Here is a 21,255-nt window from a genome sequence, read left to right as displayed (position 1 = left end):
AGTGAGACATTCTGTGAAAGCACTTCGAATAAAGCAAGGCGTTGTCAGCGTTTGCGTACTGTCGTTGGTGGCGTTGACCTTTGTGTCGTCGAAGGCTGTCCCTTTGCCAGAGAACGCGCAGGGGCAGATTGCGTTGGTCGGCCAGGTTCACAGCATCGATGGCACGGCGGTAACCAACGGTAGTGTGAAAATCATCTCCGACGCTGGTGATGGCCGCGAGGCATCGACCGCCGCTGACGGCGCATTCGTACTTCCATCCCGCGAGCCGAAACTCCTCGAATTCCAGGCCGACGGTTACGTGCCGCGAGTCGTGGCAGCAGCGCCTGGACAACCCATCAGTGTCAATCTCACGCCAGTGTCGGAGGGTGCAATCAGCATTCGTTTCGGAGGCGACGTAATGTTTGGACGTCGTTTCCATCAAACGGATGACGGCTCCAAGCCGCTGATTTCAGACGCAACGTCAGTTGAACAGCATCACGCTGTGATGAGCGAGATCGAACCGTTGCTGAAGGATTCAGATCTTACGGTCGTCAATCTAGAAACGCCGCTGCTGGCGCCCGAAGACTTTTTGCGCTCACTCGACGGTGACGCCGCAGGCCTCCTACACGCGGACAAGGAGTTTGCATTCGCAAGCTCGACGGCTGCCGCGCAGGCAATGAAAGATGCAGGCATCAATGTCGTCGCACTGGGCAACAATCACATCTATGACGCTCTCGAACATGGAGTTCAATCCACGCTTGACGCCCTCGATGAGGCAGGTATTGCTCATTTCGGTGGCGGACGCAATGAAGAAGAGGCGTGGGCTCCGTTGCTCATAACATTGGATGATGGGCGCAACGTCGCTTTCGTTGGTTGCACATCAATTCTCGGCAACGAGCATGAGATTCCTTACGTAGCAGGGGCTGATAATGGCGGTGCTGCCGCATGTACGTCAGACCGTCTTAAACAAGCCGTGGAAGAGGCAAACACACTCTCTGACACTGTTGTGGTAATGATTCACGGCGGAGATGAGTACGTCGCTGAGCAAACCCCTTTCGTCCAAGACTTGACATCGATGGCGGTTGATCTTGGCGCGACAGCAGTCATCAACAGTCATCCGCACGTCGTTGGCGCACTGCGCATGGAGCATCATGCGTTGGTTGCGGAAACAACCGGGAACTTAATCTTTGATCAAACTCTGTGGGACACCGCTCCGTCGTACCTTGTGCGCGCTGATATTGCGTCCGGCAAGGTTCTTAATGCCTCAGCGGACCCGCTGCTTGTACAGCGTTTCGTTCCAGTTCCGGCAGTCGGCGATCTTGCGACGGCAATATCGAGAACCGCGCTTGCGGCAGCCGGTGGTGGCAACATGTCCGCACCTGGACCAGCGTTGGTTCCCAACGAGAGCGCCGGTGAAGTTAGGTTCGACGAAGTTTCGCTAAGAGCTGGTGAATTAAGGTCCCTAGAACCTGGGGTCTCAGTTAGAGAAGTGACCGCTGGAATCGTGCAATTTGGTCATGATCTTCTTCTAGGAACCGGTTCGTTTGAACATCAGTTGGTGGGCAACAAGAACGATGTCGCTCGTTGGACTCTTGGTGAGCACGTTGTAAGGAACCGAAATGCCCAATGTTCGCGGGAGGGCTTCCCACGAGACCAAGACGAGCATGGTCTCGCATTTGCGCGTGGTGGTCTCAGTACCGAGGACGCAATCGCTACTATTGACCATCGCATCCCAGTCACTCCAGGTACCGAACTGACCCTCGCCCTCGACGTGAGATCAGCCCTGTCTGGGGGGGTTGCCGAAGTTCGTTGGTACAGCGATTCCGTCGGAGGTAGCTTCGCGGAGGAGTCGATTGAAATTCCGCCGTCGCCTAGGCGAGATTCGTGCGAAACGATCATGTTGGACGTCACTGTGCCCCACGGCACCTATGCCGTCCAGCCGTTTCTTCGGCTCACGCCACCTGGACGGAACCAGGCAATCCGGCAACTGCGAGTAGACAATGTGAAACTTATCCAATGGTCTGATTTTGCGGCTGAGCCAACAAAGAGGTGGGACGCGGTTCGCGCGATCGATACCGCGAATATCACTGTGCAGCGCGAGTCTCTTCCGTTGACGAATGCGTGGGAATACGAATGGTGACTCCAGCGCAAAAGAACACTTCCGCGTGGGGATGGACATTGGTGATTGCTGTCATAATCCTTTCGATTTGTGTGCTGTGGGCGACAGCGACGATCCAAAGTACGAGCAGGAATGTGGAACAGCAGCACGACTCAGTTGAGATCGAAAAGATCATCCGCAACCTTGACTCCAAGGGGTCCGTTGCACTCGACCCAATCGGCAAAACTCGTGCTCGATTTACGGATGGCGCGCGAACCGTTGTAATCACCGGGCCTGAGCGAGAGTTCACGGACCGCGTAGCGCCCAAGCTCACCGTTCGGACGACCGCGTGGGTACGGCTGTTGCCCGAGCCATGGCAACAAGATTCAGCCACGCTGCCATGGTTTGATGAATGGATGCGGGCCAGCATCGACTGGACTATTCCGGACGTGCTGGAGGTTGCATTTCAGTACACGGCAGGCACAACGGACTTTTATGATGACGACGGACTTCGGTACCGCGGCGCTGCCAAATTCGGACCCCTGCGCGGAGATGGCTTCCGATCCATCGGCGCAGATTTTCACGACTACCTAGGACTCGACTGGACGTTTCCCGACGGCACCTTCCATGCCCACACTCCGTCGCAAGCAGGCAGCGTTGATTGCTCGGGCTACATTCGACTTGTGTACGGATATCGCATGGGCATGGAACTTACTCGAGCGTCCGGCAACGGGGATGCGATACCTCGCGTAGCTGATGACATCGCAAAGCGCGGTCCTGGCGTGCTCATCGCTAGCACCACCAAGGAAGCGCGGGACAGAATTGACGACCTAAGACCGGGCGACTTAGTCTTCTTCGACGCCGATGGCGAGGACAGAATCCACCACGCAGGAATTTACCTCGGCATCGATTCGGAGGGCGATCACCGGTTCATTTCGAGTCGTGGAACTGTGAACGGGCCAACGATTTCGGATATCAACGGCGCTTCAATCCTCAATGGTGATGGCCACTACGCCAAGGGCTTCGAGATAGCGCGCCGATTCTAATAGTTGATGAGTCGTCCGTACTCGATTCGCTGGCGAGTGAAGGGCATTGGGCCGTACATCACGCACGCGCACGCGGCGTATGCGTTTGATGCTTGCCAGATATTCCCGGTACCATCTCCAGCCCACACCAGAGTGTGTCTTGCGACTCCTTCAGAGTTAATGAAGTAGATAGAATCACCAGCCTTAAGCTGGTCAAACGTGAGTGGCATTGATGATTTCCACTGGTTGTGGGCTGTGCGGGGTACGGAGATTCCCATTTGATTCCATGCCCACTGGACTAGCCCTGAGCAGTCGAATGTGCGCGGCCCTGTTGCCCCAAAGACGTACGGCGAACCTTGGCGTGTAGACACGTGTCGAATGAACTGTTGTCCCAATGTCGGTGGTCTAGCGATGGCTGAGCCGGCATTAAGCACCGCCCCGCCAATACCCACAGCGGCGACGGATCCGGCGAGGCCTTTGAAAAGAGTGCGGCGGGAGATAGTGCGGTCGAGGCCTGTGTCTTTACTTGCGGTCATGCCAACCCCTTATTTGTGATCCAAACCACTCCTGCTGATTGCATCACGAAGATCATTTAAGGGGACGAAAAGGAGTGTGCGTTATCGAAGTGTTACCCGGCGGATTTCAGTCGTCTCACACCGCGACGTAGCGCAGCATTATGGCGGTGCTGAACTGCCGGGTCTCGGCGAGTTCGAGCGGAATGCGCTTGTCGAGTGGTGGGAAGAGTGGTGTGCCACCGCCGAGCACCATAGGCGAGATGAAGAGGTGGTATTCGTCGATGAGTCCGTGGGGAATCAGTGACGCGGCGAGGTCTGCACCACCGACTTCGATGACGCCGTCGCCTTCGGCTTTAATTCGACGAACCTCGTCGACCGCGTTCTCGCTGACGAGTGTGCTATTGAAGTGGACTTCGGTGAGGGTCCGAGAGAAGACGACTTTTGGCGTCTCAAGCCAGAGCCTGGCGAAGTCTCGCTCGATGGGCGGCGCATCGTCAGGCACGTGCGGCCAGTACTCCGCCATCAGTTCGTAGAGCCGACGGCCGTGTAGTGACAGCTCGATTTCGCGGAACCTATCGTTGTGGTGCTGGTGTAAGTCGTCGTCGGGTGTCGTCCAGTCGATGTTGCCGTCGCGGTCGTTGATATAACCGTCCACGGAGACGCCGAACGAATAGATTAGTTTCCTCATGGCTCATTAGACCTCCCGCGCTGGCACTTTTCATCGGCGTTCGAACAATCGAGTGTTTGATCGTTCGCCGCGTGCGGGAATGACCAGTGCCGGTGCGTGGTTGTGCCTGAGGTGGATATTTCTATTCTTGATCTTGCAATGATTGGCTCTGATGAGTCGGTTGCGGATAGTTTCGCTGCGTCGGTGACGTTGGCCCAGCATGCGGAAAAGTGGGGTTTCCACCGGCTTTGGTATGCGGAGCACCACAACATGGGGTCGATTGCCTCTTCTGCGACAAGTGTGTTGATCGGACACATAGCTGCGAATACGTCAACAATTCGTGTGGGCGCGGGCGGGGTGATGTTGCCGAACCATTCACCGCTGGTCATTGCCGAGCAGTTCGGTACCTTGGAGACACTTTTTCCGGGTCGGATTGATCTTGGTCTGGGTCGTGCGCCAGGGACGGATCAGAACACATTGAGGGCGTTGCGACGGGATCCCACGTCGGCGGACCGTTTCCCCCACGACGTTGTCGAGTTGCGCGGGTACCTGTCGGGGGAGTCCGCTGTGCCAGGTGTGCGGGCGGTGCCTGGAAAAGGCACACATGTTCCGCTGTACATTTTGGGGTCGTCGCTGTTCGGCGCTCGGCTTGCAGCCCAACTGGGTTTGCCATATGCGTTTGCGTCACACTTCGCTCCGGATGCGCTGACCAGTGCAGTGGCGCTGTATCGCAAGGAGTTTCGTCCATCGGAACAGTGCGAGAAACCGCACGTGATGGCGGGGGTCAACGTCGTCGCTGCTGATTCGTCGCGGGACGCCGAACACTTTTTTGCTGATGCGTTGAAGTATCGGGCAGCGCGGTTCTTCGGCAAGGGACGCCGGTTCACTCCGGATGAGATTGACCTGTTGATGGATTCGCCCGCCGGTGATCAGGTTCGTCACATGGCTCAGTATTCGGCAGTAGGTACCGGTGCAGATGTGCGTGACTACTTGGAGGAATTTGCGGAGTTGGCGATGGCCGATGAGCTGATTATCTTGTCTGCGGCGCTTGACCGGGATGCGTGGCTCGGGTCTGTGGAGACCGTTGCGGAGGTTTGTGGGCTGTAAGGTCTGTGCCGTGAATACGGTGAGCACAGATGGTTCCTGTTTGAAAAACCCCGGTGGTGCGATTGGTTGGGCGTGGGTGAATCACGATGGTTCGAGTGCGTCCGGTGGTGCGCGTTCGGGTACCAACCAGATCGCTGAGCTCACTGCGCTTTATGAAGCAATCGTGGCGCATCCGGGCGTTGAGCCTCTGGTTATTGAGTCGGATTCGCAGTACGCGATTAAGTGCGCCTCGTTGTGGTTGCCTGCATGGAAGAGAAAAGGCTGGGTTACTGCGTCGGGGAGTCCTGTGAAGAACTTGGCGTTGATTCAGGCGATCGACCGGGCAATTAGTGAACGGCAGGGCCCGGTGACTTTTGTGTGGGTGCGGGGGCATACCGGCAATCATCACAATGAGATCGCTGATTCGTTGGCGGGCAAAGCGGCACGTGAAGCGGCGGGTGTTCGGGCCTAAAATCTTCCGGCCACTTTCTGCAACCTAGGGGTTGCACTATCGCTCAGTAGGTGCAACCATTAAGTTGCACCTACTGAGGAGAACGCCATGAAAACAGACCTTGACCGCATCGAACGCCATATCACCATCAACGCCTCAGCAGAGCGCGTATGGGACCTCATCTCCATACCCGGATGGTTCATCAACGACGGCACGATCATCGACCACACCATCGAAACCAGGGGAGAAGTGCACATTGTGCACGACCCCGTCCACGGCAAATTCAAGCTCACCACCGTAGAGCTCGACAAACCGCGCTACGCCGCATTTCGCTGGCACACCGACACAACACGCCTAGACGACTCCACCTTGGTCGAATTCTGGATCGAGGAATCACCACAAGGGGGCGTCACCCTCAGGGTCATCGAAAGCGGGTTCGCCTCATTGCGCATGTCCGAGGAACAGCGCCAGCTACGGATCAAATCCAACAAAGACGGGTGGGAGGAAGAACTCATCGCAGCCCGCATCTACCTCACCGGAAGCGACGATGACGACGCCTAGTGCAGTCTCGACCGTCTGCTCAGCGCTCGGCGACGAAACGCGGTGGAACCTCCTGGTCCGATTAGGGCAAGCACCCGCGTCGGCATCCGCGCTTGCTGGCGAATTCCCCATCAGTCGACAAGCGATCGTCAAACACCTCGACATCCTCCGCGAGGCCGGACTAGCCGAAACCGAAAAGCACGGCCGCGAACTCCGTTACAGGGCACTCGGCGCGACGCTCACCCAGCTCGCCGACGACCTCCAACAGATCGCGTCCGCATGGGACCGTCGCCTCAACACCATCAAACAACTCGCCGAAGCTGCCGACGAGTAGTGCCGCTCACGCGCGGGCCCCGTCCGTTATGTGGAAGTGGGCCCGCACAGGCGCTGCGAGCATTTGTCGATGCACAGCAGGTGTCCAGGGCCACGTTTCTGGCACACCGTCTGGCCCGATGTACCAACTGTTGCACCCCGTGGTCCACACGGTGGAGGGCATGACATCCCGTATTGCGGAGTTGAACTCATCCGTTGCTTCTTGCGACGGTGCGCACGATGACACGACGCCCGAGCGCATGCTTTCAAGCCACTGGACTATGTAGTCGGCTTGAGTCTCGGCGATCGCGATGAGGGAATGATTGCCAATGGGACTGTGGGGTCCGATGAGGGTGAAGAAGTTCGGGAAGCCAGGCACTGCTACGGTGCGGTACCCGCGGACACCGTGAGCCCAGGCTTCTGACAGGGACCGGCCGTCCTCGCCGATGATATCCATTGGTCGTAGGTATGCTCGCGCATCGAATCCGGTGGCGAAGACGATGACATCGCACTCGTGCAATGCGCCGTCGGTGGTGCGGATTCCGCGTTGCTCCACCCGTTCTATTGCCTCGGTGATCAGGTGCACGTCTTTGCGGGCCACCGATGGGTAGAACGAGGCAGACATGATGAGCCGTTTGCACATTGGATCGTCAGGCGGCGTCAGCTTTTGGCGCAAAGCAGGGTTGCGGATGGCGAGTTGAAGGTGCAGCCGACACACAGCAGACACGGCTGACCGCTGCCACCCGGGTTCTACTGCAGCACGCCCGAAGATGCGCTCCATCAGCTCACGATAGAGGTGGTAGCTCGAGCGGTTCAGCTGCGGCACAAGCCGCATTGCGGTTCTCGATAGGGGGCTGTAGGGCAGCCGTGGGAGTGGAAGTATCCACTGTGCGGTGCGCTGAAACAGCATCAGCGGCGCAGCGACTCCGGCGAGAGCTGAGGTTATTTGGGCGCCTGTTGATCCGGTGCCGATGACGGCGATTTTCTTGCCGCGCAACTTAACTGAGTGATCCCACCGCGCCGAATGGAACGCGTCACCGCAGAACTCTGCGATTCCTTCAATGTCCGGAATTTGTGGTTTCCGCAAAACGCCGGTCGCAGCGATCAGCACGTCGGCATAGTCATGCTCGCCCTTCGTGGTTTGAAGGTGGTAGCGGTGCCCATCCCAGGTGGCCGATTCGATCTCGGTGCCAAACCGAATGAGACGTCGTAATCCCAGGTCCGAAGTAGTTTTTACGAAATATGCCTGAATTTCGTCACCTGGGGCAAAGTTGGCGCTCCAATTCGGATTCGGCGCAAACGAATACGAGTAAAACCGTGCGGGCACGTCACAGCTCAATCCGGGATATGTGTTGTCGCGCCATGTTCCACCCACTTCGTCGGCGCTTTCGTAGATGACGACGTCGCTAAAACCTGCACGCAAAAGTTTCGCGGCCATCGCGAGCCCGGACATTCCAGCGCCGACAATCGCGATTCTCAATGAACGTGTCATAGCCGCCTCCACAGGAGCCTCGTAGTTGCTGCGGCAATGGCAGGAAGACCGCGGGCCGTGCCGTGTGCGGCGGGCATTGCTTCATAACCGAAAAGGTGACTCAGTGTTCTCGTTATGCGGGGCGCGATGAGTGCGCCGACTTCTGCTGGCACACCCGTCGGCATGAGCACCGTGACGTGAGCCGGTGCGTCCACCACGGCCCGATGCACCATCGATGCTGCGCGCCTAACGCTCATCATCGGAAGACCTGCAAATGCATTGAACTTCTCAGACGGAGCCGTCATATCTGTGCGTACGAGGGGGAGTTTGACGGAGCTAAACGTGATGCCATGTGACAGCAACTCACTCCCCGCTACGGCGCCGAACTCTTCCAACGCCGCTTTGGACGCCAAGTAGGCTGAGAATCGTGGTGTGTGATTTTGCAAGCCCTGGGTGGTGATGTTGACGATGTGGCCGCTGTGCCGCTCATGCATCGACGGCAAGAATCCGAGCGTCAACCGCACGGCCGCGAAGTAGTTCAGCGCCATGGTCCGTTCGAAGTCGTGCATCCGATCCGTGGCGTCCATAATTCCGCGACGGATGGACCGCCCAGCATTGTTGACGAGGACGTCCACTGCTCCGTGGTCGGCGAGGATCTGCTTGATCAAAGAATCAACTGCGTCAGCGTCCGACAGGTCGCAGGGGTAAGCAAACGCTGTACCGCCTTGTTGGGCGATCTCGTTGTTGACGGCGTGTAACTGGTCGGCGCGGCGGGCAACAAGTGCCACGATGGCCCCTTCGCGGGCAAGCCGAAGGGCTGTTTCGCGCCCCACCCCAGAGGATGCACCAGTGACTACGACGATGCGTCCAGTGATTTTCTTGGCGCGGCGTGTTCTTGCGTGCCTGTCGGGGTCGATGTTCGCTGCCCAAAAGCGATACATGCGATTGGCGTACTCACTCACGGGCGGCACCGTGATGTGACTGGTGTTGAGAACCGCAGCGGTGCGTTCGTCCGGCGGCGGAGCGGGTGATTGCCACCGCGCCAACACCTCTTTCGTCAGCCCGATCTCACGCAGCACCGCTCGTCGTGTTGCGCGCACCGTTGAACTGGAGTCAGTGACTCTCAACCCAGCCTGCGCGAGCGCAGTGGCGGGACGGCCCAGAATCTGTGGTGCCGTGGTGATGTGGGGTGCCCCGGCGACTTTTCCGAACGCGTTGACCAGCGTCGCAATGGGTGTTGGTTCGGCAGCCGCGATGGAAACAATGCGAGCAGTGGGGTTGGGATGGTGCATCAGCACATTGATTGCTGCGGCGGCGAAGTCTGCCGTGATGATGTTGGCTGAACCGAGGTGTGGGAGAACAACAGGGGTGAGGCGCGGCATCCGCGCAAGTCGCGCAACGATCGCGAGAACTTCCCGTGCTGCGTCGGGTTCGCCGGTCTGAGCATCTCCGAGGATGAGCGAGGTGCGGTATTGCCGTACGTCGATTTGTGTTCGAGCATCCGGTGCCGTGAGTCGGAGTTCAGAGTCGGATGAAGGGGTCACCCACACCTGATGAAACGATCGGGCGCGATGGTTCACGGCAAAGTCGAGGAGTTCCTGTGTGGGGGCTGAGCCGATGTTGACGAAGTGTTCTATTTCGCCGGTTATCGCTGTGTCGCCGGATCCCCATGTGATGGCGTGGACCCGGGAATCCTGTGTCCACTCGCGTTCCATGCGGTTGACCAAATCGGGCGGGCAACACAGATGAACTGCCGTACATCGGGGGTTGTTCAGCAGTTGTGTGACGAGGTTTCTGCCGAGCAAGCTTTCCGCGCCGGAAACGAAGTAGGTAGTCATGGTGGTAGCGCCTTACGTAATCCCGCATGGACTATCTGATACACACTGTCTCATGAATGTAACTGGGTCAGGGTGTATCAGTCAATAGCGGGGGTGTGGTTCGCCGCGCTCTCCGCATGTGCAGAAAAATGCATCACCACAGGCCCCTATAGCGCTGCATTTCTCTGCACATGAGAACCGCGAAGTCCCACAACACGGCCAGGCACATTTTCCGTACAGTCGGAGACATGTCGAAAATTCTTTTTGTAATGACCGGCGCCGACAAGTGGACACTGAAAGACGGCACCCAGCACCCCACAGGGTTCTGGGCCGAGGAAGCCACCGCACCATATGAGGCGTTCACCCACGCTGGATTCGACATTGTCGTAGCAACCCCCGGCGGCGTCATTCCTCCTGTCGACAAGGCGAGCCTCTCTGCTGAAGCCAATGGCGGCGACGAGGGGGTCGACAAAACACTCCAAGCACTCGAGGATTTCCCCGAGTTGAAGAACCCGATATCACTCCATGAAGTGCACCTCAATGACTACGCGGCAGTCTTCTACCCCGGTGGGCATGGACCAATGGAGGACCTAGCGAAGGACCCCAACTCCGGCGAACTACTCATCGCGGCACTCAATTCAGGTAAACCGCTCGGTATTGTGTGCCACGCCCCAGCCGCACTGCTCGCCACAATTGGGCCGGACGGCACATCACCATTCGCGGGATACCGCATGACAGGCTTCACCAACGCCGAAGAAGAGCAAGCAGGCCACGCAGACAAAGCGCCGTGGTTACTGCAAGACCGACTCGTCGCGCTTGGCGCAGACTTTCGCGAAAGCGACCCGTGGGCACCGCATGTGGAAGCGGATCGTAACCTTTTCACAGGTCAAAACCCGGCATCGTCAGCACCCCTAGCGCAAAAGATGCTTGACGCACTACAGGAGTGACAACGGCAGCTAGCCTTGTGGGCAGATGCATCCCCGAGCAAGATTTCCTCGGCTTGTCGCTAGGCAATAGCGACGCGAGATTTCATCATGATCGCTACTGGGGTGCCCGCACATTTCGCACTCACCGACATGCGTGTCGGCTGCCCGTGCATGGGAATGCGAATCGATGGCGGTGGAGGGAGCGTATCCGGTGAGGTTCATTGCGGCCATTCCTGACTGCCCAGCCGGACTGCGACAAGGCGTTACGTGCGCGTCCCAACAGTTGCTGCCGCCCCTGCTTGGAGTGGGTGCGCCCCTCCAACACTACGCCTGTATTGCTCGATCGCCCTCGTCGTCCCCAAATCCGCGCGCAGCCAACGCTTCACCCGTCATACGGGCTTGCGCAACAGCGCGAACAACCAAGGGAACGAGCAGTGCGCGTGGACTGCGGCCCAACCCGCGGGCTTGAGCGGCTTCGCGTGATTCAATGGCGATAGTGAGAAGTCCAGGTATGGCGCGCAGCATCAGTGCGATTGCCAAGCCAACACTGTCTGGGTTGATTCCCACGTGACGGAGAGGGCCTAGTGCTCGAGTGACGGCATCAAGGATGGCGTCGGTGGCGGTCGTCGCAGTGACAACAGTCGCCAGTACGACAAGGGCAAGCATTCGTGCCGTGACCTGCACCGCATGCGCTATATCGGCCTGCCACCACTGAAATGCGAACAGGATTGCCGAGATTATGAGAATTGGTCGTAGTGCGCGCAAAAACAGGCGAAAGTTCGTTCTGGACCAAGCAACACACGCCACTGCGAGTGCGAGCATCACGACTGCCGCCTCGGGCGTGCGGATCGCCATCGCCACGGTGCCGAACACGCACAACGCCACCAGTTTCGCACCCGCAGGAAGCCTGTGAATCACCGTCGATCCCGGCTGGTACAAACCGAGCAAGTTTGGAGCGGGCGTCATACTGCCAGGGCCCTGTAGTAGTTGACAGCTTCTGCGGCAGGCCCGTCGTACACCACGCGGCTTTCGTCGACGACAAGCGCCCGATCGCATCGCGCCGCAAGGTCCAGATCGTGAGTGACGAGTATGACCTGTTGCGGCAACGTCAGCAGGAGGTTTCCTACTTGGCGGCTGTTGCGCAGATCAAGGAGCGTTGTTGGTTCGTCAGCGACAATGATCTTGGGTTCGGCCGCAAGTGTGCTTGTGATCGCAAGGAGTTGGCGTTGTCCACCAGATAGCGAATGCACGCTCACGTCAGCTAGGTGATCGAGGCCAAACTGGGCGAGCAGTTCGAGTGCGTGGGCTCGCCTTTCGGCTTTGCGAAGTTTGCGACGACGCAGGGATAGTGCAACATCTTCGACCACCGTGGGCATGACGAGTTGTGCGGCGGGGTCGCTGAACAAGAAGCCGACGGCACGCCGGATTTCAGCACCGTCTTTGCGCGTGTTTAGACCGTCAATTCGAACACTGCCCGATGTTGGTTGCGCGAGCCCATTTAGAAGGCGGGCAAACGTGGACTTTCCAGCGCCGTTGGGCCCAATGAGCGCGATACGTTGTTCACGGAGCGTCACCGTGACTGGACCGAGTATCGTGCGTTCGTTCACCGACCCGGGTTGGGTGACAGTGACGCGATCGAGCTCAATGACTGCCATTGGTTTGGCCTGCGTGGGTGCGGGGGAGCAAATCTGGGAAGGCGCGATGCACTGCTGTCGCAACTATCGCCATCGCAATGTTTTTGATGACGTCACCTGGCCAGAATGCGAGATCAAGCATCAAAGCCTGTGTGAGGGTGAGGTCGAGCTGGATGGAAAGTCCGATGATTCCGAACGTGTGTATGAACACGAAACTGCTGGTAAGTCCGGCAAAGAATATGAGCGGTGTGTGCCATTTCTTCGTCCTGAGACGGGCTATGCGTTGAACAAGAAAACCGCACAGAGCGGCGGCGAATGGAAATGCTAGAAGGTAACCGGCTGTCGGTCCGGCAAGAACGCCAAGTCCTCCAGCTCCACCAGAAAAGATGGGCAGTCCTGCGAAGCCGACAATCATGTAGAGCGCCACAGCGAGGAACCCTCGTTTGGCGCCGAGGACAGCCCCTGCGAGCAGAACGCCAAAGGTTTGCAGCGTTATGGGTACACCACTAGCAGTGAGCTTGATTGCGGGCAGGATCGCGCACACGGCTATCAGTGCGGCGAACAAAGAGATCAACGCCAAGTCGCTGGTTCTTACCCTCGATTGCCGTACCGCCGTTGCCATAACGCCCCCTACCTGAACAGTGTTCACCTGAATGGTGTTCAGGTTAGCCGATATGCTGATCACGTGGCTAACTCACTCGACGACGTCATCGACGCAGCACTCCGCGTACTAGACAAGCGCGGGATGGAGTTTTTCTCCATGCGCCGCATCGCCGCCGAACTCGACGTCCAACCCAGCGCGCTCTACCACCATGTCGACAACAAGCAAACATTGCTGACCCTCATGGCCTCACGAATCGTCGCACCAGTAGTGATAGACGAGGACCTGACCACGGTGTCACACCGGCTTCGCGCAGCCATGCTGGGGATACGCGACGGAGCCGAAGTCGTAGCCACGGCCACAGCGTTCAAACTGGGCTCATCCACCCTCGAAGCAGAGATAGCGCGGTTCTCAACGCCCGACATTGCCCGAACATTGCTGATCTACATCATCGGGCACACCCAAGCCACCCAGCTTCACACGCAGGCAAGCGCGCTTGGCCTCATATCCCAAGACTCCGACCTTGATGCATCTTTCGAACGCGGGCTCCGCATCATCCTCGGCACCACCGGCGCAAACCCAAACAAGTAACAACCCCAAAGTAAAGCGGAACAAATTCTTCACTACGCAACCTCCGATTACCCCTACGGCGTTGTTGGGTTCATGATCTTGTTCCCTGCCCTCTATACGGTCGGTCCGCGACCTACCAGAGGAGTCAGAGCATGCCGTGGAAAGAACCCGCCCTTCCAGCTGGCGACGAACCGCTGTCAAACACATCCGGAAACCAACACTTCAATGACGTGCTCAACGCGCGCTATGGTCGACGGGCAGTACTCAAAGGTGGAATGCAGACCGCTCTCGTCACACTATTTGCTGGAACACTGGTTGGCGGCGTCGCGCAACGACAACCCGCTGCAGCACAATCCATTACCGACTCCATAACCGATTCCATCGTTGGGTTCATACCTGTGCCCGTCAGCGAAGCTGACAATGTCGTCGTGCCACCTGGATACCGCATCTCTGTAATCGCACCCTGGGGCGAACCCATCACGGGGACCATGCCTCAATACCGGCTCGGAAACAGCGGCGCCGACCAAGGAATGCAGGTAGGTACCCACCACGACGGCATGCATTTCTTCCCCATCGAAGGGGATGACCCCTGGCGCGGAAGCTCCACCGATGGCCTACTCGTGATGAACCACGAGTACGTAGAACCCCGCTATATGCACGAATCAGCTCGCGGTCAGGCGATGGACAGCGACGACTTTCCCACCATCGACGACAACACTCGCGACGCAGACGAGGTTCTCAAAGAACTCAACGGCCACGGCGTCACGGTCGTCCGCATTCGGAAGGACCCGTTCGGAAACTGGCATACCGTCCCCGATCGGCTCAACCGCCGCGTCACCGGCCTCACCCCGATGGAACTTCGCGGACCAGTCCGCGGCACAGACTTCGTACGAACCAAGTTCAGCCCCGACGGAACCATGACCAGAGGAACCCTGAACAACTGCTCACACGGCGTCACACCGTGGAACACCTACGTAGCGTGTGAAGAAAACTGGGCTGGCTACTTCTCCAACCGTGCAGACGAAGACGATTCACAACCGCGCGAGCACAAACGATACGGCGTTAGCTATGGCACAAGCCGGTACGGGTGGGAACTCGCTGCCGGAGGCGCAGACGAGTACGTCCGCTTCAACGCCACCCCGACGGCAGATTCGGCGACGGGGGACTACCGCAACGAGCCCAACACCTTCGGCTGGTGTATCGAATTCGACCCCTTCAACCCAGAAAGGGTCCCCCAAAAACGCACCGCACTGGGACGATTCGCGCACGAAGGCATCGTTTTCCATACAGCTGTCGCTGGACAGCCAATCGTCTGCTACTCCGGCGACGATGCTCGCAATGAGTACATCTACAAGTACATCTCGAGCAACCCATACGAGCCAGCCACCGCCGGAGGGCACCTGCTCGACGAAGGTCGCCTACACGTCGCCAAATTCAACGATGACGGCACAGGGGAGTGGCTACCACTTGTATTCGGGGAGAATGGACTAACGTCCGCGAATGGTTTCAGCAGCCAGGCAGACGTACTAGTCAACACGCGACTCGCCGCCGACACAGTTGGCGCAACCAAAATGGACCGCCCAGAATGGGGAGCCATCGATCCAAACACCAAACAGGTGTACTTCACCCTCACCAACAACACATCACGTGACCCCGAAGACACCGACAACGCCAACCCGCGTGGACCAAACCCGCACGGCCAGATCATCCGCTGGCGCGAAGACAACAACAACCCCGCCGCGACCCGATTCGACTGGGACCTATACGTTGTCGCAGGCGACGACACCGGCCCTGACAACCTCACAGGCGGCCGCGATCTTAACGGAAATCCGCTTCCATACGAAGCAATGTTTAGTTCGCCCGACGGACTGTGGATCGACCCAGACAGCCGGATCTGGATTCAAACAGACATGAGCGAAAGCGTGATGAACACCAATCCGGAATACGTAATGTTCGGAAACAACAGCATGCTCGTCGGCGACGCACGCACCGGTGACATTCGTCGATTCCTCACCGGACCACGCGGCCAGGAAATCACCGGATGCATCATGACGCCAGACCAGCGCACACTGTTCATCAACGTCCAACACCCAGGAGCCACAACAGAACCGGAAGCATTCGCCGCCGGAAACATCGACGGCACCTGGCCTGATCATCGCAACTCACCGACGGGCTACGGGCGATCCGCCACCGTTGTAATCCAACGCATTGATGGCGGCATCATCGGCGCCTAACACTGATCGCCCCCGACCATTGAGCGTGGTCGGGGGCGCCCTCAATTGTGTGGCTACTCCTCAGCGATCTGCGCAAGACGATCAAGCGACGCCCGCAACATCTCCGCAGTAGTCGACTGCGCTCGAGCGAAGCGGCTCTCGTCAGTCAACTTCGACCAATCGTAGGTATGCGTAACCCTGGTTCTTAGATCCCCAAGAGGTTCCAATTCCCACCGCCACAGATGACCAAACGGCTGACCACCAGATTCCGACGGCTTCCACGCAATAAGCCGACCTTCCTCAAACTCAACAACGTGATTGTCACGGACGTTTCCCTTAGTCGTCGTCATCGTGAACACCTCACCAACCGCCCGCACGCGCTTGTTGGTCAGCGCTTCAACCAGGTTGTTATTGCCATCCCACCTCGGCTGCTGAGCGGGTTCGGCAATGAGGTCAAAGATTCGTTCCACCGGCGCCGCAATCTCCAGCGATGCACTCACAATCTGCGAATCAGTCATAGAAACATTGAATCACTCTGCGTGTGAACCCGCTGTGCTGTCATGTGGCGTATACCGAAATCAGAGCCACGCAGTCATCACCCTGATGCGCCTGTTCCTCGTATACCTTCAGTATTGTTGTCATCCATGGCGAAGAAGTTCAGTTTTTCCTTTCCGATTGCGTATCCCATCAATGATGTCCACGCAGCGTTGGTTTCTCCCGAACTGTGGCAACGCCGTGTAGAAGGTGCTGAAAACGTCACGATGACGACGGAAAGCACCCAGCCGGGCACCCTTAAGATTGCGGTAACTCAGCATATCGGTGGCGATTCTCTTCCCGCGATAGCGCGCAAAGCCCTGCGTGGGGATTTAACCATTGTTCGCGTGGATAACTGGGGCGCACTCAATGGTGGCAGTGCTGAGGCTGAATTCACGGCTGATTCAACAGGTTTGACGTCGCATACCTCAGGCAGGGTTGTGATTCAGGCCGAGGGGGAGACCACAACTTACACAGTCGAAGGCGAAACCGACGTCAAGGCACGAGTCATCGGTGGCGCACTCGAAAAGGGCATAGTCCAGATGATTTCCAACCTCGCGAAGTCCGAATGCGCAGACACCGAAAAGTGGATCGCGAGCAAAATCTAACGGAGCCACCTACGGTCTGTCAGTAGGCAGAAGCGCGTCGAACAGTTTCGGCCAGCGTGGCGCAAAGCGCCACACATCTGACAAAGCATTGATGCGTGGTGCAACACCCACGCATCAACAATGGGGGTCGAGCTCAGATGTTATGGGTGCTTGGAGGGTTCGCCGTCTTTATTGGCTCCGTGCTGCAACGAGTCGCGGGGACTGGGGTAGGACTCATTGTCGCACCAATACTGGTCGTGGCATTGGGACCGAGCCAAGGGGTGGTGGTTGCCAACGTCGCGGCGTGCGTCGCAGGGTTTGTCCTCTTCCTGTCAGTTCGCAAACAAGTCGATTGGTCTCGTTTTGGTCGATTCATGCCGACCACAATCCTTGGGTCGATTGCCGCATCCGCACTGATTCTCGTGTTACCGCCCGCGTGGTTGCAGATCGGGATCGGAGTTGTGGTCTTATGCGCTCTGGCTCTAAGTGTCGCGATGCCCAGGCTCCCGCATCGCGATGGTCGTATTGTCCTCGCCGTAACTGGGGTAGTCGCAGGGTTCTTGAACACCGCCGCGGGAGTCGCATCTCCAGCCTTTGTGATTTATGCCCGATTGGCCCGTTGGGAACCGAAGGCTTTCGTAGCAACTATGCAACCGGCATTTGCTGCCCTAGGGGCAATATCGGTGACAGTGAAAGCCATCTCCGGTGTCGACTTCGGTCCCGTGGCAAGCATCCCAGTCCTGGCGGGCATCGTCGGCCTCGCCACGCTTGGTTTGTTGCTGGGCGCCAAGATTGCGGCACATGTAAACGGAACGACTGTCCGCCGACTCGCTCTGGTGCTTGCCGCGGTGGGCGCACTCGCAGTCGTGATTCGAGGGATTTCGGTGCTATAAGTCGCAGGGGAGTTTGTTCTATCAGCGCTGGTAATCACTGCCAACGCCGTAGTACTTCTCGAGTTCTGCAAGCGCATCTCCGCACGCAAGCGCGAGCCTTTGCATGTGTGGCAACGTGTCACGACACCCTACGAATCCGAAGTTCAACGTGTCGACGTAGCTTTCACAGGTGATGTTGAGCGGGCCGCCGTGCATGAGGAATGACACAGGGTATGCGTCAGTCATGCGGCATCCTCGAAAGTACATAGGCTTTGTTGGTCCAGGAACATTCGAAATAACGACGTTGAAGCTCGGCGGCACGATCTTGCTGAGCCCGACCTGGGCAAGGCCGGTTTGCCCAACTAGCGGTGACCCCACATAGGCGGTGTAGGCGACAATCGCCGCGCGGGTCATATTTTCCATCTGTGCTTTTGCCGCACCAGTGGATGCGATGATGGCTTCCATCCGGCGCACCGGGTCTTCAATGTGGGTGCCGAGGGACGCCAGCATTCCACCTACTAGGTTGCCGCCGCCTGGGTCGTCTTTTGGGCGAATGTTTACGGGCACAAAGGCGATGAGCGGCTTCTTCGGCAGTGCATTGAGGTTGAGCAGGTATGACCGCAAACCGCCGCCGCAAACAGCGAGCACGACGTCATTTAGGGTGCCGCCTGACGCTGCCGCGATTTTCCGTAAACGCGGAATTTCGTATTGCTGCGTGGAAAACCGACGATTCCGTCCGATCCTTCCGTTGAGGATGCTTTTTGGTGCCTGCAGCAGCGTAATGAGTGGGTCTTCTTTATTGAAAAACGTACGGGTGAGCCGAGTAAAAGCTTTTCTCATGTCCCGTGCGGATGTGAGGTGACCAGCCGCCGCCTGAACAAACGAACCTTGATCAGCCTCAACTTCATTCGAGCTTCGCGGTCTGCGCTTAGGTTGCGGAACCTGGAAAAACAGTGGGTGATCCGTATCGTTCGGATCGGTCGACAAGGAACGAATGAGCATTTTGACAGCCGTGTAGCCGTCAATGAGTGAATGGTGGACTTTGGCGTACATCGCGAGTTTGCCACCTTCGAGGCCCTCGATGATGTAGCACTCCCACGGTGGTTTCCGAAAGTCGATGGGGCGTGAATGCAGGCGTGATACAAGTACACCCAACTCGCGTTCCCCGCCGGGGCTGGGTAGGGCAGACCGGTGAATATGGTTCATCGGGTCAAATTTTTTGTCTGTCACCCAGCGCTGGGCCGGGTTGCGGAGGAAGCCGGGTGTCAGCAGTTTCATGTTCCACGGCGGCTCGGCTGATGTTAATTCGAGCAGTTCGTCGCGGATTCGAACACTCATGTCGGCGGCTGTCCCGGTGGTGACATCAAACTGGAAAAGGCCACCCACGTGCATCATCGAGTCCGGCGTTTCCATGTGAAGAAACATCGAGTCGAACGGGGTCAACCACCTACCGGACATACAATAAATTTACCTGCCCAAAGCTCAGAGTTTGTGGTTTCCTCACCTTCTTATCGTTCAGTTTGTGAGCGCCGCGGCAAGCGGTCCCGAGAGTGCCTCAGGTAGCACGCGCTCGGCCCGCACGTTTGAACAGCCGACCCAATCCGCTGCTTCACGCAACGCCTTCGCCGCCGCCGGTACGTGGCTTGCGCCCGTGAGCGAAATCTGACGGGCTACTAGGGTGTCACCTTCGCGCGCTGGATCGACCCTACCCACCAGTCGCCCGCGCGACAGCAGCGGCATTGCGAAATAGCCATGTACCCGTTTATCTTTAGGAACATAGGCCTCAAGCCGGTGGGTGAAACCGAAGATCCGTTCGGTGCGTGCTCGGTCCCAAACGAGACTGTCGAAGGGTGACAGTAAGGTGGTGCGGTGTCGGCCTCGCGGTTGATTGCGAAGCGCTGAGGGGCTAGCCCAAGCCGCTGCATCGCCGCCGTCCTTGCCCCAGCCCGCCACCGAAACCTCAACCAGCCCAGTTTCAGGTAGCACCGAGCGGATCTGCGCCATCGTCAGTCGTTGATAATCCGCGAGGTCCTTTACTGTGGCCACACCAAGTGCCGAACCGGCCTGCTCAGTTAGCTCCCGAAGGCAACTCTGGTCATCCATGTCGACGGCGTGAATTTCGGCAGGTATTGCGCGTTCTGCGAGGTCATACACTCGCTTCCAGCCCCGCCGTTCAGTGCAGACCACGACACCAATATTCAGCAACCACTCGATCGCAATCTTTGAATCGGACCAGTCCCACCAATCGCCGCCATTCTTCGCCCCACCCAGTTCGGTTGCCGTACGCGGACCTTCATCGCACAACTGGGCCAATACCTCTGCGCAGGAGCGGTCGAGTTGTGCACAATCTCGCGAACGATGGCCACGTTTGGCAAAAGCTCGACGGCGAAACGCGTACTGCGGCCATGCGCTGATGGGCAGTACGCACGCAGCGTGTGACCAGTACTCAAATGATTGGCCTTGTTGCCAATATGCGGCCTCCACTGAGTCTCGCCCTACAGCGCCGAGTCGGGCGTACGGTACCAATTCGTGTGATCGGGCCAACACGGAGATAGTATCGAGTTGCACCGCGCCGAGTCGCTTCAATACCGCTAGCGGACTGCCCGGTTTGGACCCAATCAAACCTTGTGAATGTAGGGCGATTCGGCGAGCCTCATCTGAAGTGAGAACAAGTTCTGGCACGCCTGCAGCCTACGGGGCAGGACTGACATTTTATTGTTTTGAATGGATCCTGCATTTCGACCCAAATAGGTTCCAAATGCAGGATCTTTGTGTACCCACCACACGTGGTCCAAGCGTCACAGTGACGGAACTGCTGACCGTAGATGGCAATTGGGGAGTGACGGACCGATTGCCGACTGTGCAGAGTTTGAACCTAAGGCGGTCGATGTCGATCTGGCGAACCTGCGACAGCTGGGTAGTCACCGAGATTCCACGGCTAGGTTCCAGTGATCTGCCGATGTTCGTGTCGCCGCCGCCTTGGCTCACGGGCTGGATGAGTTTCTGCATGCCGCGACGTGCAGGCTCGATGCCTTTCGCGTGAGGAGCCGAAACTTGTCGTGAATGGATCCTGCATTTCGACCCGATATGGGGTGAAATACAGGATCTTTGCGTACAAGCACACGTAGTGCAAACGTCACAGTGACGTATTGACCAGGACCCGCCGTAGGGCCGTTTATGAAATCGCAGACGGCAACCTGGGGTTGGGAGTTCCTGAAATTACGTCAATGGCATTACAAAGGCTGACACAGAGATCCGGGCGGACAAAAAGCCGTTTCCATGAGATTTGCGGACATCTACGTTCTTGGCGCGCTTAGCCAAAGGCCAAAAGCCAAATGCTGGGCACAGGCGCTATAG

21 protein-coding genes and 1 pseudogene are annotated in these 21,255 nt (G+C 57.9%); 11 read left to right on the top strand and 11 right to left on the bottom strand.

What is annotated here, in order from left to right; genetic code table 11:
* Window position 1: 1 nt before the first annotated feature.
* Window positions 2–2,119, top strand: coding sequence for a CapA family protein (locus tag IEW73_RS02880; RefSeq protein ID WP_188670495.1), 2,118 nt, complete (start codon window positions 2–4; stop codon window positions 2,117–2,119).
* Complete coding sequence (locus IEW73_RS02875) at window positions 2,113–3,123, top strand: C40 family peptidase (protein ID WP_188670493.1); 1,011 nt, start codon at window positions 2,113–2,115, stop codon at window positions 3,121–3,123. Before IEW73_RS02880 ends, IEW73_RS02875 begins: the two co-directional genes overlap by 7 nt.
* Here IEW73_RS02875 and IEW73_RS02870 read toward each other — a convergent pair.
* Window positions 3,120–3,638, bottom strand: a complete 519-nt coding sequence (locus IEW73_RS02870) for a C40 family peptidase (RefSeq protein WP_188670491.1) — start codon at window positions 3,636–3,638, stop codon at window positions 3,120–3,122. The genes IEW73_RS02875 and IEW73_RS02870 overlap by 4 nt on opposite strands.
* Window positions 3,639–3,753: 115 nt before the next feature.
* A complete protein-coding gene (locus IEW73_RS02865; protein ID WP_188670489.1) occupies window positions 3,754–4,305 on the bottom strand; it encodes a dihydrofolate reductase family protein in 552 nt (183 codons plus the stop codon).
* Between the two features lie 96 nt (window positions 4,306–4,401).
* Here IEW73_RS02865 and IEW73_RS02860 point away from each other — a divergent pair, with 96 nt between their 5' ends.
* From IEW73_RS02860 to IEW73_RS02845, 4 genes and pseudogenes are all read left to right on the top strand, one after another.
* The gene (locus IEW73_RS02860; protein ID WP_268236253.1) at window positions 4,402–5,391 is read left to right on the top strand and encodes an LLM class flavin-dependent oxidoreductase; all 990 of its coding nucleotides are present in this window, start codon (window positions 4,402–4,404) and stop codon (window positions 5,389–5,391) included.
* 10 nt (window positions 5,392–5,401) lie between these two features.
* Window positions 5,402–5,827 (top strand): annotated as a pseudogene (locus tag IEW73_RS02855) (ribonuclease H family protein); the annotation flags it as partial.
* A gap of 102 nt (window positions 5,828–5,929) precedes the next feature.
* Window positions 5,930–6,382 carry an SRPBCC domain-containing protein gene (locus tag IEW73_RS02850; RefSeq protein WP_188670486.1) on the top strand — a complete coding sequence of 151 codons (453 nt, stop codon included), beginning with the start codon at window positions 5,930–5,932 and terminating at the stop codon, window positions 6,380–6,382.
* Complete coding sequence (locus IEW73_RS02845) at window positions 6,369–6,695, top strand: ArsR/SmtB family transcription factor (protein ID WP_188670484.1); 327 nt, start codon at window positions 6,369–6,371, stop codon at window positions 6,693–6,695. The genes IEW73_RS02850 and IEW73_RS02845 overlap by 14 nt, the downstream gene beginning before the upstream one ends.
* A 6-nt stretch (window positions 6,696–6,701) precedes the next feature.
* Here IEW73_RS02845 and IEW73_RS02840 read toward each other — a convergent pair whose 3' ends face one another.
* Together IEW73_RS02840 and IEW73_RS02835 are read right to left on the bottom strand one after the other, a co-directional pair.
* Entirely contained in the window at window positions 6,702–8,165 is a 1,464-nt protein-coding gene (locus tag IEW73_RS02840; protein WP_188670482.1) for a flavin-containing monooxygenase, read from the bottom strand.
* On the bottom strand, window positions 8,162–9,982 hold the full coding sequence (locus IEW73_RS02835; RefSeq protein ID WP_188670480.1) for an SDR family NAD(P)-dependent oxidoreductase: 1,821 nt from the start codon (window positions 9,980–9,982) through the stop codon (window positions 8,162–8,164). The genes IEW73_RS02840 and IEW73_RS02835 overlap by 4 nt, the downstream gene beginning before the upstream one ends.
* Window positions 9,983–10,209: 227 nt before the next feature.
* Between IEW73_RS02835 and IEW73_RS02830 the strand changes: the two genes are divergently transcribed.
* Complete coding sequence (locus IEW73_RS02830) at window positions 10,210–10,908, top strand: type 1 glutamine amidotransferase domain-containing protein (RefSeq protein ID WP_188670478.1); 699 nt, start codon at window positions 10,210–10,212, stop codon at window positions 10,906–10,908.
* 9 nt (window positions 10,909–10,917) lie between these two features.
* Here IEW73_RS02830 and IEW73_RS16695 read toward each other — a convergent pair whose 3' ends face one another.
* From IEW73_RS16695 to IEW73_RS02815, 4 genes are all read right to left on the bottom strand, one after another.
* Entirely contained in the window at window positions 10,918–11,109 is a 192-nt protein-coding gene (locus tag IEW73_RS16695) for an RGCVC family protein (RefSeq protein ID WP_194451466.1), read from the bottom strand.
* 102 nt (window positions 11,110–11,211) lie between these two features.
* Window positions 11,212–11,853: an energy-coupling factor transporter transmembrane component T family protein gene (locus tag IEW73_RS02825; protein WP_188670476.1), complete on the bottom strand. Its 642-nt coding sequence runs from the start codon at window positions 11,851–11,853 to the stop codon at window positions 11,212–11,214.
* Window positions 11,850–12,542, bottom strand: coding sequence for an energy-coupling factor ABC transporter ATP-binding protein (locus IEW73_RS02820; protein ID WP_188670474.1), 693 nt, complete (start codon window positions 12,540–12,542; stop codon window positions 11,850–11,852). Before IEW73_RS02820 ends, IEW73_RS02825 begins: the two co-directional genes overlap by 4 nt.
* The gene (locus IEW73_RS02815; protein WP_188670473.1) at window positions 12,529–13,143 is read right to left on the bottom strand and encodes a biotin transporter BioY; all 615 of its coding nucleotides are present in this window, start codon (window positions 13,141–13,143) and stop codon (window positions 12,529–12,531) included. The genes IEW73_RS02820 and IEW73_RS02815 overlap by 14 nt, the downstream gene beginning before the upstream one ends.
* A gap of 63 nt (window positions 13,144–13,206) precedes the next feature.
* Between IEW73_RS02815 and IEW73_RS02810 the strand changes: the two genes are divergently transcribed.
* Window positions 13,207–13,713, top strand: coding sequence for a TetR/AcrR family transcriptional regulator (locus IEW73_RS02810; protein ID WP_188670470.1), 507 nt, complete (start codon window positions 13,207–13,209; stop codon window positions 13,711–13,713).
* A gap of 131 nt (window positions 13,714–13,844) precedes the next feature.
* On the top strand, window positions 13,845–15,926 hold the full coding sequence (locus IEW73_RS02805; RefSeq protein WP_188670467.1) for a PhoX family protein: 2,082 nt from the start codon (window positions 13,845–13,847) through the stop codon (window positions 15,924–15,926).
* A 53-nt stretch (window positions 15,927–15,979) separates the two neighbouring features.
* Here the strand turns inward: IEW73_RS02805 and IEW73_RS02800 are convergent, their stop codons facing one another.
* The gene (locus IEW73_RS02800; protein WP_188670465.1) at window positions 15,980–16,423 is read right to left on the bottom strand and encodes an SRPBCC family protein; all 444 of its coding nucleotides are present in this window, start codon (window positions 16,421–16,423) and stop codon (window positions 15,980–15,982) included.
* 126 nt (window positions 16,424–16,549) lie between these two features.
* On the opposite strand from IEW73_RS02800, the gene IEW73_RS02795 reads away from it, so the two are divergent.
* Both IEW73_RS02795 and IEW73_RS02790 read left to right on the top strand, forming a co-directional pair.
* On the top strand, window positions 16,550–17,047 hold the full coding sequence (locus tag IEW73_RS02795; RefSeq protein ID WP_188670463.1) for a DUF2505 domain-containing protein: 498 nt from the start codon (window positions 16,550–16,552) through the stop codon (window positions 17,045–17,047).
* A gap of 95 nt (window positions 17,048–17,142) precedes the next feature.
* Window positions 17,143–17,919: a sulfite exporter TauE/SafE family protein gene (locus tag IEW73_RS02790; protein WP_188670461.1), complete on the top strand. Its 777-nt coding sequence runs from the start codon at window positions 17,143–17,145 to the stop codon at window positions 17,917–17,919.
* Between the two features lie 21 nt (window positions 17,920–17,940).
* Here the strand turns inward: IEW73_RS02790 and IEW73_RS02785 are convergent, their stop codons facing one another.
* Window positions 17,941–19,356: a WS/DGAT/MGAT family O-acyltransferase gene (locus tag IEW73_RS02785; protein ID WP_188670459.1), complete on the bottom strand. Its 1,416-nt coding sequence runs from the start codon at window positions 19,354–19,356 to the stop codon at window positions 17,941–17,943.
* A 57-nt stretch (window positions 19,357–19,413) separates the two neighbouring features.
* Window positions 19,414–20,580, bottom strand: coding sequence for a winged helix-turn-helix domain-containing protein (locus IEW73_RS02780; protein ID WP_188670457.1), 1,167 nt, complete (start codon window positions 20,578–20,580; stop codon window positions 19,414–19,416).
* Between the last annotated feature and the right edge of the window lie 675 nt (window positions 20,581–21,255).

Origin of the sequence: Hoyosella rhizosphaerae (genome assembly GCF_014643175.1) — a bacterium.
Taxonomy (GTDB): Bacteria; Actinomycetota; Actinomycetes; order Mycobacteriales; family Mycobacteriaceae; genus Lolliginicoccus; species Lolliginicoccus rhizosphaerae.
This window is presented reverse-complemented; position numbering and strand designations above follow the sequence as displayed.

What these genes read in the sequence shown, in the direction of transcription:
- IEW73_RS02835 (WP_188670480.1), bottom strand. Translation starts at nt 9,982, where the DNA reads ATGACTACCTACTTCGTTTCCGGCGCGGAAAGCTTGCTCGGCAGAAAC.
- IEW73_RS02820 (WP_188670474.1), bottom strand. Translation starts at nt 12,542, where the DNA reads ATGGCAGTCATTGAGCTCGATCGCGTCACTGTCACCCAACCCGGGTCG.
- IEW73_RS02845 (WP_188670484.1), top strand. Translation starts at nt 6,369, where the DNA reads ATGACGACGCCTAGTGCAGTCTCGACCGTCTGCTCAGCGCTCGGCGAC.
- IEW73_RS02865 (WP_188670489.1), bottom strand. Translation starts at nt 4,305, where the DNA reads ATGAGGAAACTAATCTATTCGTTCGGCGTCTCCGTGGACGGTTATATC.
- IEW73_RS02830 (WP_188670478.1), top strand. Translation starts at nt 10,210, where the DNA reads ATGTCGAAAATTCTTTTTGTAATGACCGGCGCCGACAAGTGGACACTG.
- IEW73_RS02840 (WP_188670482.1), bottom strand. Translation starts at nt 8,165, where the DNA reads ATGACACGTTCATTGAGAATCGCGATTGTCGGCGCTGGAATGTCCGGG.
- IEW73_RS02815 (WP_188670473.1), bottom strand. Translation starts at nt 13,143, where the DNA reads ATGGCAACGGCGGTACGGCAATCGAGGGTAAGAACCAGCGACTTGGCG.
- IEW73_RS02805 (WP_188670467.1), top strand. Translation starts at nt 13,845, where the DNA reads ATGCCGTGGAAAGAACCCGCCCTTCCAGCTGGCGACGAACCGCTGTCA.
- IEW73_RS02850 (WP_188670486.1), top strand. Translation starts at nt 5,930, where the DNA reads ATGAAAACAGACCTTGACCGCATCGAACGCCATATCACCATCAACGCC.
- IEW73_RS02800 (WP_188670465.1), bottom strand. Translation starts at nt 16,423, where the DNA reads ATGACTGATTCGCAGATTGTGAGTGCATCGCTGGAGATTGCGGCGCCG.
- IEW73_RS02785 (WP_188670459.1), bottom strand. Translation starts at nt 19,356, where the DNA reads ATGTCCGGTAGGTGGTTGACCCCGTTCGACTCGATGTTTCTTCACATG.
- IEW73_RS02870 (WP_188670491.1), bottom strand. Translation starts at nt 3,638, where the DNA reads ATGACCGCAAGTAAAGACACAGGCCTCGACCGCACTATCTCCCGCCGC.
- IEW73_RS02875 (WP_188670493.1), top strand. Translation starts at nt 2,113, where the DNA reads ATGGTGACTCCAGCGCAAAAGAACACTTCCGCGTGGGGATGGACATTG.
- IEW73_RS02825 (WP_188670476.1), bottom strand. Translation starts at nt 11,853, where the DNA reads ATGACGCCCGCTCCAAACTTGCTCGGTTTGTACCAGCCGGGATCGACG.
- IEW73_RS16695 (WP_194451466.1), bottom strand. Translation starts at nt 11,109, where the DNA reads ATGAACCTCACCGGATACGCTCCCTCCACCGCCATCGATTCGCATTCC.
- IEW73_RS02795 (WP_188670463.1), top strand. Translation starts at nt 16,550, where the DNA reads ATGGCGAAGAAGTTCAGTTTTTCCTTTCCGATTGCGTATCCCATCAAT.